This is a genomic window from Janthinobacterium foliorum, from assembly GCF_978021625.1.
The window spans coordinates 265,984-282,749 of the sequence record NZ_CDXDQE010000003.1 but is presented as its reverse complement, the minus strand read 5'-3'; the positions used below and the strand labels follow the sequence as shown (position 1 = coordinate 282,749).

Below are 16,766 nucleotides of genomic sequence, written 5' to 3'. Positions count from 1 at the left end.
AGCACATTATTCAAGCGGCAAGACCATCGCCTTGGCGGCAGCCGTCTGCGTGACGCGGAACGCTTCGAGCTGTTCCGCCAGGGCATCGTCGTTGGCGGCCAGCATGGCCACCGCCGTCAGCGCCGCATTCGCCGCGCCCGCTTCACCGATGGCGAAGGTGGCTACCGGCACGCCCTTGGGCATTTGCAGGATCGACAGCATGGAGTCTTCGCCGCGCAGGTATTTCGATGGCACGGGCACGCCCAGCACGGGCACGATGGTCATCGCCGCCACCATGCCAGGCAGGTGGGCGGCGCCGCCGGCACCGGCGATGATGGCGCGCAAGCCGCGCGCGCGCGCGCTTTTCGCGTACGCATACATCTCGTCGGGCATGCGGTGCGCGGAAATGACTTGCGCCTCGAATGGCACGCCAAACTGTTTCAGGATGGCGACCGCATTCTGCATCACGTCCCAGTCCGAGGACGAGCCCATGATGACGCCAACCAATGGCTTGTTTTGCTCTGCCATCTTATGCCTTCAACTTCTCGCCCGTCAGGCGTTCGATGGCTTCAAAGTACTTGGCCTGAGTTTTGGCGATGACGTCGGCTGGCAGCGCAGGCGCTGGCGCGGTTTTGCCCCAGGTCAAGGTTTCCAGGTAGTCGCGCACGAATTGCTTGTCGAACGACGGTGGCGAGATGCCTGGCTGGTAGGAATCGGCAGGCCAGAAGCGCGACGAGTCGGCCGTCAGCACTTCATCCATCAGGTGCATGACGCCATTGTCGTCCAGGCCGAATTCGAACTTGGTGTCGGCGATGATGATGCCGCGCGTGGCGGCGTATTCGGCGGCCGTCTTGTACAGGGCGATGGCGACATCGCGCATCTTGGCGGCCAGGTCGGCACCGATGCGCTGTTCCATTTCCGCAAAGCTGATGTTTTCATCGTGTTCACCCAGCTCGGCCTTGGCTGCCGGCGTGAAGATCGGCTCCGGCAGTTTTTCCGCTTGCTGCAGGCCCGCTGGCAGTGCGATGCCGCAGATGCTGCCTGTTTCTTGATAATCTTTCCAGCCCGAACCGATGATGTAGCCGCGCACGACGGCCTCGACCATGATCGGCTTCAAGCGCTTGGCCACCACGGCACGGCCTTGCACTTGCTCCACTTCCTCAGGCGCCACCACCGACTCCGGCGCCACGCCCGTCAGGTGGTTCGGCACGATGTGGCCCAGTTTCTCGAACCAGAAATCGCTCATCTGGTTGAGGACCTTGCCCTTGCCGGGGATAGGCTCGTTCATGACGACATCGAAGGCCGACAGGCGGTCCGTGGTGACGATCAGGATCTTGTCGTCGCCAACGGCGTAATTGTCGCGGACCTTGCCGTGGCCCAGCAGTGGCAGGGAATGGATGGAAGTCTGATAGAGGCTGTTCATAGCGGGGGAATAGTTGGATGAAACGAAACCGGCAGGCAGGGGGCGCCCGCCGGTCGAGAAAATCGGGCACGACGATACGCGGTATGCGCATGCCTGCTGCCCGTTCCAGACAGAATTTTACTTCACAATTTGCGACAGCTCGCCGGCCTTGTAGCGCTCGGCCATTTTTTCCAGTGGCATGGCCTTGATTTTCGACGCCTGGCCTTCGCAGCCGAATGCCTGCATGCGGGCGCGCACGATCTGCTCGGCAGCGGTGCGCGCTGGCTTCAGGAAGTCGCGCGGATCGAATTTCGACGGGTTTTCAAACAGGTACTTGCGGATCGCGGCCGTCATCGCCAGGCGGATGTCCGTGTCGATATTGATCTTGCGCACGCCGTGACGGATGCCTTCCTGGATTTCCTCGACGGGCACGCCGTAGGTTTCCTTCATGTCGCCGCCGAATTCACGGATGATCGCCAGCAATTCCTGCGGCACGGACGACGAACCGTGCATCACCAGGTGGGTGTTCGGGATGCGCGCGTGGATTTCCTTGATGCGGTCGATGGCCAGGATGTCGCCCGTCGGCTTGCGCGTAAACTTGTAGGCGCCGTGCGAGGTGCCGATGGCGATCGCCAGGGCGTCGCACTGGGTGCGCTGCACGAAGTCGGCCGCTTGCGCCACGTCCGTCAGCAGTTGCTCGCGGGTCATGGTGCCGTCGGCGCCGTGGCCGTCTTCCTTGTCGCCCTTCATGGTTTCCAGCGAACCGAGCACGCCCAGTTCCGCTTCCACCGTCACGCCGATGGCGTGCGAGAATTTCACCACTTCGCGCGACACTTCGACGTTGTATTCGTAGGAAGCCACCGACTTGCCGTCCGCTTCCAGCGAACCGTCCATCATCACGGACGTGAAGCCCGAACGGATGGCGGCCATGCAGACGGCCGGCGACTGGCCGTGGTCCTGGTGCATGACGACGGGAATGTGCGGGTAGGCTTCGACGGCGGCGTCGATCAGGTGGCGCAGGAACGCTTCACCGGCGTACTTGCGCGCGCCAGCGGACGCCTGCATGATCACCGGCGAGTTCAAGGCGTCGGCGGCGGCCATGATGGCCTGCACTTGTTCCAGGTTGTTGACGTTGAAAGCAGGAATGCCATAACCGTTTTCGGCGGCGTGGTCCAGCAGTTGACGCATGGATACGAGAGACATGGTAATACTCCAGATAACAATAGAAACCGTTGCGGCGCTTCGCGGCTGGCGGATCACTGCCAGCCGCGCCGGCGCCTGAATTGTTTACTTCAAATCAGCACTGACTCGAGGTCGCCTACCTTCACGATCTTGAGGGCGTTCGTGCCGCCCACCTGGCCCATGGGCTCGCCCCAGGTGACGACGATCATGTCGCCCTTCCTGACGATACCCTGTTCCACCAATAAATCTTCCGCCTGTTTCAGCACCTGCGCGCTGGGGGCGTTCTGCATCAGATGATACGCCCGCACATTGCGGTACAGCGCCGCTTTGCGCAAGGTCGTCACGCTTGGCGTGAGCGCATAGATCGGCGTGTCGATGCTGTGGCGGCTCATCCACAATGCCGTGGAACCCGATTCCGTCAGCGCCACGATGGCTTTTACACGCAAATGGTGGGCGGTGAACAGCGCGCCGTAGGCGATCGACTGGTCGATGCGGGTGAACGTGACGTTGAGGAAGTCGGCGTCGAGCTTGTTGTATTCGGACTGCTCCGCCTCGACGCAGATGGCGGCCATCATTTCCACCGTCTCGATCGGGTACTTGCCCGAAGCCGTCTCGGCGGACGTCATCACGGCATCCGTGCCATCGAGCACGGCATTGGCCACGTCGGACACTTCCGCGCGCGTCGGCACGGCGTTGACGATCATCGATTCCATCATCTGCGTGGCCGTGATCGCCAGTTTATTGGACGCGCGCGCCATCTTGATCATGCGCTTTTGCAGGGCCGGCACGGCCGCGTTGCCCACTTCCACGGCCAGGTCGCCGCGCGCCACCATGATGCCGTCGGAGGCGTCGAGGATTTCCTGCAGCGCGGGAATGGCTTCCGCGCGTTCGATCTTGGCGATCATCATCGGCTTGTGGTGGTACGGTTCACCGGCGATATTGGCCAGCTGGCGCGCCATTTCCATGTCGGTCGCGCATTTCGGGAAGGAAATAGCCAGATAGTCGGCCTGGAAGCTCATGGCCGTCTTGATGTCTTCCATGTCCTTCGCCGTCAGCGCCGGCGCCGACAGGCCGCCGCCCTGACGGTTGATGCCCTTGTTGTTCGACAGCTCGCCGCCGATTTTCACGGTGGTGTGGATTTCGCTGCCGTGGATGCGCTCGACGATCAGGACGATGAGGCCATCGTTGAGCAGCAGCACGTCGTGCTTGTGCAGGTCGCGCGGCAGGGCCTTGTAGTCGAGGCCGACACGCTCCTGATTGCCCAGTTCGCCGTTTTCGCCCCACTTGGCATCGAGGATGAACTTGTCGCCCGCTTCGAGCTGGATGCGGGAATTTTCAAACTTGCCGACACGAATCTTCGGCCCCTGCATGTCGGCCATGATGGCCACTTCGCGGCCGCATTCGAGCGCGGCCAGGCGCACCAGCGCCGCGCGGTCGATATGGTCCTGCGCCTTGCCGTGGGAAAAATTCAAGCGCACCACGTCGACGCCCGCCCGTATCATCTTGACCAGGATATCGAGGTCTGTAGAGGCGGGGCCGATTGTTGCTACGATTTTTGTACCACGTGGCATAGGAGTCCTTGTGCGCAAGCGAAGGTGAGCAAGGCCGGTTGGCTGCAGCAGTGATGCGGCCGCCGGCAAGGTAAAAGCGCAGCGGTCAGGCTGCGCTTGGTATTGCACTACAGGCAGGCAGTATCAGCCGGCGCGCTGCATGAGTATTTCGACGGCGGGCAAAGTCTTGCCTTCCAAGAACTCCAGGAACGCGCCGCCGCCCGTCGAGATATAGCTGATTTTATCGGTAATGTCGTATTTTGCAATCGCCGCCAGGGTGTCGCCACCGCCGGCGATGGAAAACGCTGTCGATTCGGCAATCGCCAGGGCCAGGGTCTTGGTACCGTTGCCGAACTGGTCGAATTCGAATACGCCGACGGGGCCGTTCCAGACGATGGTGCCGGCCGCGGCGATTTGCTGCGCCAGCAGGGCCGCCGTTTTCGGGCCGATATCGAGGATCATGTCGTCGTCGGCCACATCGGCCACGTCCTTGACGGTGGCGGCGGCCGTTGGCGAAAATTCCTTGGCGCACACGACATCGACGGGAATCGGCACTTGCGCGCCGCGCTTGGCCATGATGTCGATGATGGCTTTCGCCTCATCGACGAGTTCCGCTTCCACCAGCGATTTGCCGACATTCAAGCCGACGGCCTTCATGAAGGTGTTGGCGATGCCGCCGCCGACGATCAGGTTATCGACCTTGTCGGACAGGGCTTTCAGGATGGTCAGCTTGCTCGACACTTTCGAACCGGCAACGATGGCCAGCAGCGGGCGGGCCGGGGCGTGCAGCGCCTTGCCCAGTGCGTCGAGCTCGGCAGCCAGCAGCGGACCGGCGCAGGCGACGGGCGCGAACTTGGCGATGCCGTGCGTGGACGCTTCGGCGCGGTGGGCCGTGCCAAACGCGTCGTTGACGTAGATATCACACAGCTTGGCCATTTTTTGCGCCAGCTCATCGCTGTTTTTCTTTTCGCCCTTGTTGACGCGCACGTTTTCCAGCAAGACCACTTGGCCGGCGGCCAAGGATTCCAGGCCCGCGCCATCCACCCAGTTTTGCTTCAGTGCAACCTCTTGTCCCAGCAGCTCGGACAGGCGGGCGGCCACGGGCGCCAGGCTGTCGGCCGGCTTGAACTCGCCTTCCGTCGGACGGCCCAAGTGCGACGTCACCATCACGGCGGCGCCAGCGTCGAGGGCCGCGCGGATGGCCGGCACCGAGGCGCGGATGCGCGTGTCTTCGGTAATCTTGCCACTGTCATCTTGCGGGACATTCAGGTCGGCGCGGATGAATACGCGCTTGCCTTGCAGTGCATTTTGGGCGATCAAATCTTGCAGACGGATGAAGTTGAGAACAGCTGACATGGCGATCCAGATGACGAGTGGAAGGAAGTGCGCTATTTTACCGCAATGACCAGACCAAATCGCCGATTTGTCCTGCTTTACTGAAAAACATGCAACAGTCGCAAGCCCGTGAAAACCAGCATGCCAAACACGATGGTTTGCAGCATATTGCGGCGAATCACGAAAAAGATCGTGGCAGCAACACCGGCCAAGAGTTTCAAATTAGATAATTCGAAGTGCACCTGCTGGCCTTCCATCAGCATGTCGGGCGCGATGATGGCGGCCAGCGCGCACGCGGGCGCATAGCGCAGCATCTCGCCCACCCGGCGCGGAATGGTGATGTGATGGCCGATCAGCCAGAAGGTGCTGCGCGTGGCGGCCGTGGCCACGGCCAGCACGGCAATGGCGATCCACACGTCAAGGCGGCCCCAGTCGATATGCTCAAACATGGCGTTTCATCCATTTTTCCGTCAATTCTTCCACGGCCATGGCGCTCACCATGCCGACCAGCACGGCCACCAGCAAGCCCAGCTTGTACGGCAAGCCATACGCCAGCACGGCCACCGTGCCCGCCACCAGTACCCCGCACAGGGCTGCCCGGCTGAGTATCAGCGGTATCGTCACGCATAAAATCGCCAGGGTGCCCGCGAAACCGAGGCCCCATTCGGCCGGCACCACGGCACCCAGTACGATGCCGATGAAAGAGCCGGCTTGCCAGGCCAGCCAGTTGGGGTAGATCAGGCCCTTGAGGAAGGGCAGCTTGGCCGGGTCCGGCGCCTCGTCCGTGTAGCGCTGCAGAAACAGGCCCACGGTGATATCGCCGGAAACATAGCCGAGCGCAAAGCGCTGGCGCCATGGCAGGTGGGCGAAATGGGGGGCCAGCAGCACGGAAAAGATGACAAAACGCAAATTGACGACGAGGGCCGTGGCGAAGATCACCCACACGGGCGCCTGCGCGGCCAGCAGGGGCAAGGCGGCCAGCTGGGCCGAACCGGCGAAGACCAGCAGGGTCATGGCTCCCGCCTGCGCCACCGTCAGGCCGCTCTTGACCATGGCCACGCCCACCACCATGCCCCAGGCGGCGATACCCAGCAGGCTGGGCGCACCCAGTTTCAGGCCGGCGCGCCAGGCGTCTTTCAGCACGCCGTCATCCCTGGCCGACACAACGGCGTTCACGCGGGACTCCGTCGGGCTGACTGTGGTAACTGCACAACAATGGTGCGCGGAGCAGGGCAACGCAACGGTGATACCGGCAAGGCAAATCCAGTCAGGGTGGCGCTGCAGCTGCCAGCTTATTGCAAAAAACCGCGCCGCAGCCGCAGATGATCAAGACGACATTTTAGCGACGATTTTTGCTGTCTGCCTGAATCCGTTAAAATCGTGTTTTTGGCAGCAGCCGACTTCCTTCCATACAGCCTCACGGAGCATGACAAGATGACAAAACCAACCCAGCCAGCGGTCGAACTCGACGGTAAAGACTTGCCAGCCCACTGCCCTAACCCGGCCATGCCGCTGTGGTCGTCGCATCCGCGCGTGTTCCTGGAATTTAACAAGGACGGCATCGCCAAGTGCCCGTATTGCGGCACGGCCTACACCCTGAAGGAAGGCGCCAGCGCCGGCCACCATTAAACTGCCCAGCGGCGCGCCACCAGCGCGCCGTTTTCATTTGCACCATATAGTTGTACCGATCAGCCCGGAGTCGTCATGAAACGTCTGAAGGAACTCAATGGCAGCGCCGCGGAAGTCGAAGCGGCGTTCTACGATGCGCTGCACCGCGCCGACCTCGAAGCGCTGATGGCACTGTGGGCCGACGACGAGGAAATCGTCTGCATCCACCCGGGCGGCGCGCGCCTGATCGGCCATGCCGCCATCCGCACCTCGTGGGAGACCATCCTGGCGGGCGGCGGCCTGCACATCGTGCCGGCGCAGCTGCATGAAACCCATAATCTGATGAGCTCGGTGCACACGGTCATCGAAGGCGTCACCAACGAAGATGGCGCGCCCGCGCACCTGCTGGCGACCAATGTGTATGTCAAGACGCCGCGCGGCTGGCGCATCGTGCTGCACCACGCATCCATCGCCCCGGGCGGCGCGCCGGCGGATCATCCGGGGACACAGATCCTGCACTGATGCCCTTGCCTCTTTTTGACAGCGCCCCCTATGCCGCCCCGCTCTGGCTGCCTGGCGGCCATGCGCAGACGATTTATCCGGCCATCTGCCTCGGCAAGCCGGCCGTGGCGTTTCGCCGCGAACGCTGGCAAGCGCCCGATGGCGACTTCGTCGACGTCGACCTGGTCGACGGCCAGCCGGGCCAGCCTTTCGTGGTGCTGTTCCACGGGCTGGAAGGCTCGTCGAACAGCCATTACGCGCGCGCCCTGATGGCCGCAGTGGCGGCGCGCGGCTGGTCTGGCGCCGTGCCGCACTTTCGCGGCTGCTCGGGCGAAGCCAACCTGGCGCCGCGCTTCTACCATTCGGGCGATGCGCAGGAAGTGGACTGGGTCTTGCGCGCCTTGCGCCCGCGCGCCACGGGCAAGTTTTACGCGGCCGGCGTCTCGCTGGGCGGCAACGCCCTGCTGTGCTGGCTGGGCCAGTCGCAGCACCAGGCCGAGTTCGTCGATGCGGCCGCGGCGGTGTCCGCGCCGCTGGACCTGGCGCAAGGGGGCAAGGCCCTGTCCACGGGCGCCAACCGGCTCTACACGCGCATGTTCCTGAACACGCTGAAACCGAAATGCCTGGCCAAGCTGGAGCAGTTTCCCGGCCTGTTCGCGCGCGACGCCATGCTGGCCGCGCGCGACCTGCACGCCTTCGATAATGTCGTGACGGCGCCGCTGCACGGCTACCGCGACGCCGACGATTACTGGCACCGCGCCAGCGCCAAGCACGTCCTGCATGACATTACCGTGCCGACCCTGGTGCTCAATGCGCAGAACGACCCGTTCCTGCCCGGACGCTTCCTGCCGGCCAGCGCCGCGCCGCACGTCACGCTCGAGTATCCGCGCCACGGCGGCCATGTCGGCTTTGCCGCTGGCAAATTGCCGGGGCGCCTGGACTGGCTGCCGCTGCGCCTGCTTTCCCACTTTGAAGACGGCAGCGCGGCGCCGTCTTCGCCGCAAAGCTGTCACGCTGCCGGCTTGCGCACTTCAACAGAAACGGCCTTACATGGATGATCTCGTCAAACAGGCCCTGGCCAAATGGCCGAACGTGCCCCACTGCTACGGCTGGCTGGGCCTCGATGCGCGCGGCCACTGGCGCATGCGCGACCAGCAGGCGCAGCAACAGCAGCTGCCGGGCGACAAGATCGCCCATGCGGCGCTGCTGGGCTTTATCAACCGCAATTATGCTCATGACGAGCGCGGCTGCTGGTTTTTCCAGAACGGCCCGCAGCGCGTGTATCTGAATCTGGAAGCGACGCCGTACATCGCCCGCAGCGACCCGCAGCATGGTTTTGTCCTGCAGACGGGGGCGCCGCTGGAACGGATCGGGCAAGCGTACTGGTGCGACAACGGCGCCCTGATCCTGCGCCACGGCGATATCGTGGCCCAGGTGGATGACCGCGACATGGCGCAGGTGCTGGCCGCGCTGCGCCTTGATGGCCAGCCGGCAAGCGACGACGCCCTGCTGGCCTGGCTGGAAGAGGGCCAGGGCACGCTGACCCTGCCGCATGCGGGCCAGGACATCGCCGTGCAGCCGCTGGCCTATGCCACGGTGGCGCAGACCTTCGGCTTCCAGCAGGCGCCAACAGCCCCGTAAACGCTAACTTTTCTGCTCTTTCAGCTGCTCGCGGCGCTTTTCCTGCAACTCGCGCTCGCGCGCATCGATCACGGCCTGGTCATAAAACGTGGCATCCGTCGATTTGCGGGCGATCGTCAGCTGGTCCAGCGCGGCCATGGTGGCGCCCTGCAGCACGTAGGATTCGGCCAGGGCCATGTGCTGCAAGGTCATCTTGCCCTGGTCCGCATAGGCTTTCGCCAGCAAGTCATACAGTTCCGGCTCTTCCTTGTAGAGCTGCACCTGGTCGCGCAAATACAGGGCGGCCTGCTCCAGCTTGCCTGCCGCCATCAGCGCTTCCGCATATTGGCGGGCAATGCCGCGCGACAGGGGAAACTGCTGGCGCGCCGCATCCGCCGCCGTCAAGGCTTGCTGTGCCACTTCCTTCTTTTGCGCCGGCATCAGCAGCACTTCCAGGGACATCGCCGTCAGCAGGGAATTCGGCCCCTGCGTGCCGCCCGAGGTAAACACGTTCGGCCCGGCCGGCTTGTACAGCGCGGCATTGGCCGCATCGAATTCTTTCTGCGCCTCCGCCGGCTTGCCCTGCTTGATGGCCACGAAGGCCAGGCCATAATGGGCGGCCGTCACCTGGAAGCGGCTTTGCTGTTCCAGCTGCGTCGTGAAGACGGCCTTGGCATTGAGCAAACCTTGCATGCTTTCATCCTGCAGCACGCGGGCGCGCGCCCGCGCCAGATGGAAGTTCAGGCTGTCCGGACGCTGCTTGTAGGGCTGCTCGCGGATGCGCGCCTGGATATCGGCGATGCGTTCCGTCGTCAGCGGATGGGTTTGCAAATAGGCGGGCATCAGGTCGCTGTACGAGCGGCTGGCCGCCTGCATGCGGCCAAAGAAGGCCACCATGCCGGTGGTGTCGAAACCGGCCTCCCCCATGATCTGGAAGCCGATGCGGTCCGCCTCGCGCTCGGCGTCGCGGCCGAAATTGAGCTGGCGCTGGATGGCCAGCCCCTGCCCGGCGGCAAACACGCCCATGGCCACGTCGCCGCCCGCGCGCGACGCCAGCGCGGCCAGCAGCATGGCGGCCAGCGGCATCAGGGCGTCCTGGCGCTGCTGCCCCAGCATGCGGGCGATATGGCGCTGCGCCACGTGGCCGATTTCGTGCGACAGCACGGACGCCAGTTCCGCCTCCGTCTGCGCCGCCAGCAACAGGGCCGAGTGCACGGCAATAAAGCCACCAGGCAAGGCGAACGCGTTCAATTGCGGATCGCGCACGGCAAAGAAGAAATAATCGTAATTCGTTTCACCGCGCACGCTGGGCCGCGCCGCCACGAGGGCGTTGCCAAAGGTATTCAGGTATTCCAGCAGCGGCGCGTCATCGAGGTAATCGCGGTCGCCGCGGATGCCGCGCATGATTTCCTCGCCGATCTTGCGCTCCATCGCGGGCGACAGGTCTTCGCGCGAGGTATCGCCCAGGTTCGGCAAGTTCGGCGCCGGCGGCACGGGCAGCTGCGTCCACGTGCTGGCCGGCTTGGCTGGCGCGCCGGCGGCGGGCGCCGAAGTATAGGTTTGTGCAAACGCAAGCGGCATGGCCAGCGACAAGGCGGCAAGCAGGGGGGCACGCCATGGCCGGCGCCTCAATGGCGAAGCCGCAGTGGCGTTTGGCAACAGGTTCTGGAGGGAAGTTTTTGCATTCACGGGTGCTATCATACCTTGTTAGCGGCGCCCTTTCTCACGCGACAGGCAGGCAATATGCTTGTGTCAAGCGTGGATAAGCCAGCGTGCCGCCCCCACGATTCCGACCTGATTTGACACCATGACAACTGCAGACCAACACGCCCCCGCCGGGGAATTGACCCATTTCGATGCCACGGGCCAAGCCCATATGGTCGACGTGGGCAACAAGGAAGATACGCGCCGCAGCGCCGTGGCCGCCGGCACCATCCGCATGCAGCCCGCCACCCTGGCCCTGATCATTTCCGGCAATGCAAAAAAAGGCGACGTGCTGGGCATCGCCCGCATCGCCGCCATCATGGGCGCCAAGCGCACCAGCGACCTGATCCCCCTGTGCCACCCGCTGGCACTCACGCGCGTCACCGTCGATTTTGAAGTGGATGCAGCGGCCAGCAGCGTGCACTGCCGCGCCCAGGTCGATACCACGGGCAAGACGGGCGTGGAAATGGAAGCGCTCACCTCCGTGCAGATCGGCTTGCTGACGATCTACGACATGTGCAAGGCCGTCGACCGGGGCATGGTCATGACGAATGTGCGCGTGCTGGAAAAGCATGGCGGCAAGTCCGGGGACTGGCACGCCGACATCTAATTAACCAGGCTGGCGCGCCAGCTGGCCCTGGGCGCGACGCAAGTCGCGCAGCAGCCAGGTACCGCATCCCAGGCACAGCGCGATGACGGCCACCGACAGGGGCAAGTGGAATTGCTCCAGCCCTGCCAGCGCGAAGCCCGCGTGGATCAAGCAGGTACCCACGCCCAGCGCGGCGCACACGCCCGCGTAAAACGGCGCCCGCTGGGTACCCAGCAGTACATGCCGGTAGCCCGCGAGCACCACGGCAATGGCCGCCAGGTTGAATACCAGGAAACCCTGGATGCCGCCCGGCACATGGAACATTTCCCACTCATGCCAGTAGGCAGCGTCGATTTGATGCACGATCAGGAACAACATGGTCCAGAAGTAGCTGCGCGTCATAACATTTACGTTCGTGAATATTGACGCAATTGTAAAGCGCGCAACGCCCGCCGGCACGCCGCACTGCATTTTTTACTGCCAATCGCCATTTTATTGATGTAAATGCTTTTTCATCAAGAATTCATGCATACTGCGATTCGACGACATTGAGATGAGCATCGCATGACAAGCAACAAATCCATCGCGGAAACCAAGCTCCAGGACTTCGAATTCGAAGCCATGAATCTGCAGGTGGGTGGGCGCATCCAGTTCATCACGCACCGCACCATCAAACCCGTCCAGCATTTCTCGACCGTGATCGGCTATGTGAAGGATGAGTATCTGATCGTCAAGATCCCCATGGAAAATGGCGCCGCCGTCATGCTCAACGAAGGCGACAAGCTGACCATCCGCGTGTTTTCCGGCGTCACCGTGTGCTCGTTTTCCTGCAGCGTGCTGCGCATCTTTGGCCGGCCCCTGCATTATGTCCACCTGAGCTTTCCCGATGCCATCCAGGGCACCAGCCTGCGCACGGCCATGCGCGTGAAAGTCGAGATTCCGGCACAGCTCAGCTACCGCGACGTGGCGGCCGTGCCCGTGTTCATCGTCAACCTCAGCGTATCCGGCGCGCTGATCGAATCACCCAGCATGCTGACGCCCGACGACGAGGGCGTGGCGCTCAGCTTTACCCTGCTGGTACAGCCGAACAAGCACCAGATGCGCGTCAATACGCGCGCGCGCATCCAGAACGTCAGCGTGGGCAAGCCGTCGAATGGCCATGCCGCGGAGGTGGCGGAAATCCACACCTATGGCGTGCAATTCATCGACCTGGAACCGACCCACTACACCTTGCTGCAAAACCTCACCTATGAAGCGCTGATCGCGGACCGGCAAAAAATCGTCTGAAGGACGGACCGGGCGCGCTCACAGGGTCGCGGCCGGCGCTGGCGGATTATTCCTGGTGATCGCTTCCTTCGCCGCCAGATTCGTCACGGTGGTGGTGTTGAACCAGGTCAGGCTGCTGCTGCCAGGCTTCATCGTCATGGTCACGCTTTGCCCGCCTATGCCCGTGCCCAGGTCGGCGGCGAGGGTCAAGACGATGTTGCCCTTGTCCACGTTGGCGCTGGCCACTTCGCGCGTGGCACTGAACACGGGAATGGCGCTGGGGGCGCTTTCCGTGGGCGTGCTGCAAGCGGCCGCCTCGCCGCCATTTTCCTGCACGCACAAAGCCACGGCCGTCTTCAGCGGCGCGGCAGCCGCCAGCACGTTGCTGACCTTGGCCCGCATCGTGTAGTCGCCGTACTGGGGAATGGCCACGGCCGCCAGGATGCCGGCGATGGCCACGACAATCATCAGTTCTATCAGGGTAAATCCACGTTGGCCGCGCATCGCATCCTCCCATGGTGGCGTTGATCACGCCATGCACGGTGCAAGCGCCGTGCCAGCATGGCTCACGGGCGACGATGCTCCAAGAGGCAAGAAAAGTGACGCGATTCGGTCGTCATGAGCAGGTTTTGTCGCTTCCCGGCGCCAGAGTGCGCATTTCCAGCGCGCATGAAAAAAGGAGCCGAAGCTCCTTTTTTGTACCGCAACAAGTCAGGCTGAAATTACAGCATGGCTTTCAGCAGACGCGCCATTTCCGACGGGTTTTTGGTCACGGTGATGCCGCAGGCTTCCATGATTTCCAGCTTGGCTTGTGCCGTATCGGCACCGCCCGAGATCAGCGCGCCGGCGTGGCCCATGCGCTTGCCTGGAGGAGCGGTGACGCCAGCGATGAAGCCAACGACCGGTTTTTTCATGTTGTCCTTGATCCAATAAGCCGCGTTGGCTTCGTCTGGACCACCGATTTCGCCGATCATGATGACCGCGTCGGTATCCGGATCGTCATTGAACATCTTCATGATGTCGATGTGCTTCAGACCGTTGATCGGGTCGCCGCCGATGCCGACTGCCGACGATTGGCCCAGGCCCAGTGCGGTCAGCTGACCTACTGCTTCATAGGTCAGGGTGCCCGAACGCGATACCACGCCGATGCGGCCCTTTTTATGGATGTGGCCTGGCATGATGCCGATCTTGATTTCGTCTGGCGTGATCAAGCCTGGGCAGTTAGGGCCCAGCAGCAAGGTTTTGCTGTTGGCTTTGGCCATGCGGTCTTTCAGGACCATCATGTCACGGACAGGAATGCCTTCGGTGATGCAAATGGCCAGATCCATTTCAGCTTCCACGGCTTCCCAGATCGCCGCTGCCGCGCCTGCTGGCGGGACGTAGATCACGGACACGTTGGCGCCGGTTTCTTTTTTCGCTTCGGTCACGTTAGCGAAAATTGGAATGCCTTCGAAATCTTCGCCGGCTTTCTTCGGGTTCACGCCTGCCACGAAGGCAGCTTTGCCGTTCGCGTAGTCGCGGCAACCGCGGGTGTGGAATTGGCCGGTCTTGCCGGTAATCCCTTGGGTGACAACTTTGGTATCTTTATTGATCAGAATGGACATGTTGATTCCTTAATTAAGCTTGACCGGCAGCAGCGGCAACGACGCTCTTGGCTGCATCTTCCATGGTGTCGGCTGCGATGATAGGCAGACCGGAATCGGCCAGCATCTTTTTGCCCAGGTCTTCGTTGGTGCCCTTCATGCGGACCACCAGCGGTACGTTCAGCGAGACGGCCTTGACCGCGGCGATGACGCCTTCGGCGATCACGTCGCAACGCATGATGCCGCCGAAAATGTTCACCAGGATGGCTTTCAGGCCTGGGTTTTTCAGCATGATCTTGAACGCTTCGGTTACTTTTTCTGCCGTGGCGCCGCCGCCGACGTCCAGGAAGTTGGCTGGCTCGCCGCCGAACAGCTTGATGGTGTCCATGGTAGCCATGGCCAGGCCGGCACCGTTCACCAGGCAGCCGATGTTGCCGTCGAGCGAGATGTAGGCCAGGTCGAATTTCGACGCTTCGATTTCAGCCGGATCTTCTTCGTCCAGGTCGCGCAGGGCGACGATTTCCGGGTGACGGAACAGGGCATTCGGGTCGAAGTTGAACTTGGCGTCCAGGGCGATGACCTTGCCGCTGCCCGTGACGATCAGCGGATTGATCTCGGCCAGCGAGCAGTCGGTTTCCCAGTACGCTTTGTACAGGCCTTGCAGGTTGACGCGGGCATCGGCGATGGAACCGGCAGGCACGCCGATCTTGGTCGCGATGTCGTCTGCCTGGGCATCGGTCAGGCCTACGCCCGGATCGATGGTCACGTGGTGGATCTTCTCAGGGTGGCTCTCGGCCACTTCTTCGATGTCCATGCCGCCTTCGGACGACGCCATCAGGACGATTTTCTGGGTAACGCGGTCGGTGACCAGCGAAACGTACAGTTCCTGCTTGATGTCGGCGCCTTCTTCCACCAGCAGGCGGTTGACTTTCTGGCCTTCGGCGCTGGTCTGGTGCGTGATCAGCTGCATGCCCATGATCTGGTCAGCGTATTCCTTGACCTGTTCAATCGATTTTGCCACTTTCACGCCGCCGCCCTTGCCGCGGCCACCTGCGTGGATCTGCGCCTTGACGACCCATACCGGACCGCCCAGGGTTTCCGCAGCCTTGACGGCTTCGTCGACGGACATGCACGGAATACCGCGTGGTACCGTCACTCCGTGCTGCCGGAGGATTTCTTTGGCTTGATACTCATGGATTTTCATGCTGGCTTCCCTTCTGATACTGATTTGTAAAAATACGGTTAGTGGTGCAAAAAAAACAGGAAAGCGCCGGGATCACGCTTTGGCTACCCAGCGCGGGTAATACTGTGCAACCGCCCCGCCATCGGTGCGCAGGGCATGACATTTGTCGAGTTGAAACGGCTTTTCATGCGGCAAATCAGCATTCTCACCGTCGCGGGTCGACCAGACATCGCCGGCAAATGCCTGAACCGTCGCAGTCGGCAAGACTTGCGCCAGTTCGGTCAAATGGGTACAGCCGGCGATTCCCGCCAGGCGCTGTTTCAAGTCGCGGCGGAAATTCTTCAATAAATTCAGACCGATCAGCGCCCTGTAAGCGGGGCCGATGGTATCGCAAAAACCGGGATAGGGCACGGAATCGGAGACAGCTTCGGCCTCGACGATAGTCAGTTCGTGATCGACGGTAATGCGTAAATGGAGGTCATGCAGAGGAGTGCCGGCGGGACGGGGGCCGGAGGCCAGCATCGCGTCGTAGCTTTTGAGGTCGGTAATGCGCGCGTCAATATCCCACAGGCCGTCGTCGCGCACATACGCTTGGACGTCAATAACGCGGGAGTGCCGGAGGGCGCGCCGGGATACGGGAGTTGACAGGGGCATAAGACCGATGCCGCTTGCGCGGCCAAAATTTAGTAAGCAGCCATGTGCATAAAGCACGCCGTTCGCAGCTTCTACGAACAGCAACCGCACCTGCGGCGCCGCAAAAACCCTAAAAGTGTAGCACACTGAGCGCCGGTTGCGCCGCAACATAATTTTTCATTGCTTGGATAAATGCATTTCAAAGCATAAAAAAACAGCATGGAAATTTCCGTTGTTATCACCAACGGTGATGATAGATATGGCCTGCCATCGCGGCGGCGCCCGTCAAATGACGGGGCATCTCCGGCGGACCGCTGCGCTGGCAGGTCTGGCCGCACGCAGCGCAACATTGCGCACGCCGCTTGACGCCCGGATGAGAAGGATTGGCGGGATTGCGAGGAATGCAAGACTCCGCGGCACGCTGCAATTATCTGCGAGATACCGCTGCGCCAGAATTTGTTGCAGAAGGTATACAGCCGGACAGCGGCAAGCGGCGGAGGAACGTCCATCCCCGCCGCGGCGGCCTTCAGGATGGTCAGCTGCCGGAGCAGGCACGACCACACCGGACAAAAGCATCATGCGCGGAAGAGTGGTGGCAAAAAAGCGCAACCGTACGGAAGATACGGGGCGC

Annotated in this window: 19 protein-coding genes; 6 read left to right on the top strand and 13 right to left on the bottom strand. The window is 62.3% G+C overall.

Annotation, left to right across the window (positions count from 1 at the left end; all coding sequences use genetic code 11):
- Positions 1-6 precede the first annotated feature (6 nt).
- The 7 genes from purE to ACZ92H_RS08720 all read right to left on the bottom strand — a co-directional run bounded on the left by purE (position 7) and on the right by ACZ92H_RS08720 (position 6,624).
- On the bottom strand, positions 7-507 hold the full coding sequence (gene purE, locus ACZ92H_RS08750; RefSeq protein ID WP_131373445.1) for a 5-(carboxyamino)imidazole ribonucleotide mutase: 501 nt from the start codon (positions 505-507) through the stop codon (positions 7-9).
- 1 nt (position 508) lies between these two features.
- Positions 509-1,402: a phosphoribosylaminoimidazolesuccinocarboxamide synthase gene (locus ACZ92H_RS08745; protein ID WP_131373444.1), complete on the bottom strand. Its 894-nt coding sequence runs from the start codon at positions 1,400-1,402 to the stop codon at positions 509-511.
- A gap of 117 nt (positions 1,403-1,519) precedes the next feature.
- The gene (gene fba / locus ACZ92H_RS08740) at positions 1,520-2,584 is read right to left on the bottom strand and encodes a class II fructose-bisphosphate aldolase (RefSeq protein ID WP_131373443.1); all 1,065 of its coding nucleotides are present in this window, start codon (positions 2,582-2,584) and stop codon (positions 1,520-1,522) included.
- 89 nt (positions 2,585-2,673) lie between these two features.
- The gene (gene pyk / locus ACZ92H_RS08735) at positions 2,674-4,134 is read right to left on the bottom strand and encodes a pyruvate kinase (RefSeq protein ID WP_131373442.1); all 1,461 of its coding nucleotides are present in this window, start codon (positions 4,132-4,134) and stop codon (positions 2,674-2,676) included.
- 123 nt (positions 4,135-4,257) lie between these two features.
- Positions 4,258-5,469, bottom strand: a complete 1,212-nt coding sequence (locus ACZ92H_RS08730; protein WP_131373441.1) for a phosphoglycerate kinase — start codon at positions 5,467-5,469, stop codon at positions 4,258-4,260.
- Between the two features lie 77 nt (positions 5,470-5,546).
- Positions 5,547-5,897, bottom strand: coding sequence for an AzlD domain-containing protein (locus ACZ92H_RS08725; RefSeq protein WP_465049014.1), 351 nt, complete (start codon positions 5,895-5,897; stop codon positions 5,547-5,549).
- A complete protein-coding gene (locus tag ACZ92H_RS08720) occupies positions 5,890-6,624 on the bottom strand; it encodes an AzlC family ABC transporter permease (RefSeq protein WP_131373439.1) in 735 nt (244 codons plus the stop codon). The genes ACZ92H_RS08725 and ACZ92H_RS08720 overlap by 8 nt, the downstream gene beginning before the upstream one ends.
- A gap of 258 nt (positions 6,625-6,882) precedes the next feature.
- On the opposite strand from ACZ92H_RS08720, the gene ACZ92H_RS08715 reads away from it, so the two are divergent.
- The 4 genes from ACZ92H_RS08715 (at position 6,883) to ACZ92H_RS08700 (ending at position 9,198) form a co-directional block, all read left to right on the top strand.
- Entirely contained in the window at positions 6,883-7,077 is a 195-nt protein-coding gene (locus ACZ92H_RS08715) for a zinc-finger domain-containing protein (protein ID WP_092796745.1), read from the top strand.
- A 75-nt stretch (positions 7,078-7,152) separates the two neighbouring features.
- Positions 7,153-7,578, top strand: a complete 426-nt coding sequence (locus tag ACZ92H_RS08710) for a YybH family protein (protein WP_131373438.1) — start codon at positions 7,153-7,155, stop codon at positions 7,576-7,578.
- Positions 7,578-8,615 (top strand): YheT family hydrolase, encoded by a 1,038-nt coding sequence (locus ACZ92H_RS08705; RefSeq protein ID WP_465049013.1) that lies wholly within the window; start codon positions 7,578-7,580, stop codon positions 8,613-8,615. Before ACZ92H_RS08710 ends, ACZ92H_RS08705 begins: the two co-directional genes overlap by 1 nt.
- Positions 8,608-9,198 (top strand): DUF2946 family protein, encoded by a 591-nt coding sequence (locus ACZ92H_RS08700; RefSeq protein WP_465049012.1) that lies wholly within the window; start codon positions 8,608-8,610, stop codon positions 9,196-9,198. Before ACZ92H_RS08705 ends, ACZ92H_RS08700 begins: the two co-directional genes overlap by 8 nt.
- Before the next feature lie 3 nt (positions 9,199-9,201).
- On the opposite strand, the gene ACZ92H_RS08695 is transcribed toward ACZ92H_RS08700, so the two are convergent.
- On the bottom strand, positions 9,202-10,758 hold the full coding sequence (locus ACZ92H_RS08695) for a M48 family metallopeptidase (RefSeq protein ID WP_465049239.1): 1,557 nt from the start codon (positions 10,756-10,758) through the stop codon (positions 9,202-9,204).
- 226 nt (positions 10,759-10,984) lie between these two features.
- Between ACZ92H_RS08695 and moaC the strand changes: the two genes are divergently transcribed.
- Positions 10,985-11,491 (top strand): cyclic pyranopterin monophosphate synthase MoaC, encoded by a 507-nt coding sequence (gene moaC, locus ACZ92H_RS08690; protein WP_465049011.1) that lies wholly within the window; start codon positions 10,985-10,987, stop codon positions 11,489-11,491.
- Here the strand turns inward: moaC and ACZ92H_RS08685 are convergent, their stop codons facing one another.
- A complete protein-coding gene (locus ACZ92H_RS08685) occupies positions 11,492-11,872 on the bottom strand; it encodes a DUF6713 family protein (RefSeq protein WP_465049010.1) in 381 nt (126 codons plus the stop codon). It abuts the gene before it with no gap.
- 162 nt (positions 11,873-12,034) lie between these two features.
- On the opposite strand from ACZ92H_RS08685, the gene ACZ92H_RS08680 reads away from it, so the two are divergent.
- Positions 12,035-12,757 carry a flagellar brake protein gene (locus ACZ92H_RS08680; RefSeq protein WP_465049009.1) on the top strand — a complete coding sequence of 241 codons (723 nt, stop codon included), beginning with the start codon at positions 12,035-12,037 and terminating at the stop codon, positions 12,755-12,757.
- An 18-nt stretch (positions 12,758-12,775) separates the two neighbouring features.
- Here ACZ92H_RS08680 and ACZ92H_RS08675 read toward each other — a convergent pair whose 3' ends face one another.
- From ACZ92H_RS08675 to ACZ92H_RS08660, 4 genes are all read right to left on the bottom strand, one after another.
- The gene (locus ACZ92H_RS08675; protein WP_131373433.1) at positions 12,776-13,240 is read right to left on the bottom strand and encodes a pilin; all 465 of its coding nucleotides are present in this window, start codon (positions 13,238-13,240) and stop codon (positions 12,776-12,778) included.
- Positions 13,241-13,458: 218 nt separating this feature from the next.
- A complete protein-coding gene (sucD, locus tag ACZ92H_RS08670; protein ID WP_131373432.1) occupies positions 13,459-14,340 on the bottom strand; it encodes a succinate--CoA ligase subunit alpha in 882 nt (293 codons plus the stop codon).
- 13 nt (positions 14,341-14,353) lie between these two features.
- Positions 14,354-15,523 (bottom strand): ADP-forming succinate--CoA ligase subunit beta, encoded by a 1,170-nt coding sequence (gene sucC, locus ACZ92H_RS08665; RefSeq protein ID WP_092796762.1) that lies wholly within the window; start codon positions 15,521-15,523, stop codon positions 14,354-14,356.
- Between the two features lie 72 nt (positions 15,524-15,595).
- On the bottom strand, positions 15,596-16,306 hold the full coding sequence (locus ACZ92H_RS08660; protein WP_465049008.1) for a DUF2889 domain-containing protein: 711 nt from the start codon (positions 16,304-16,306) through the stop codon (positions 15,596-15,598).
- Positions 16,307-16,766: the final 460 nt, after the last annotated feature.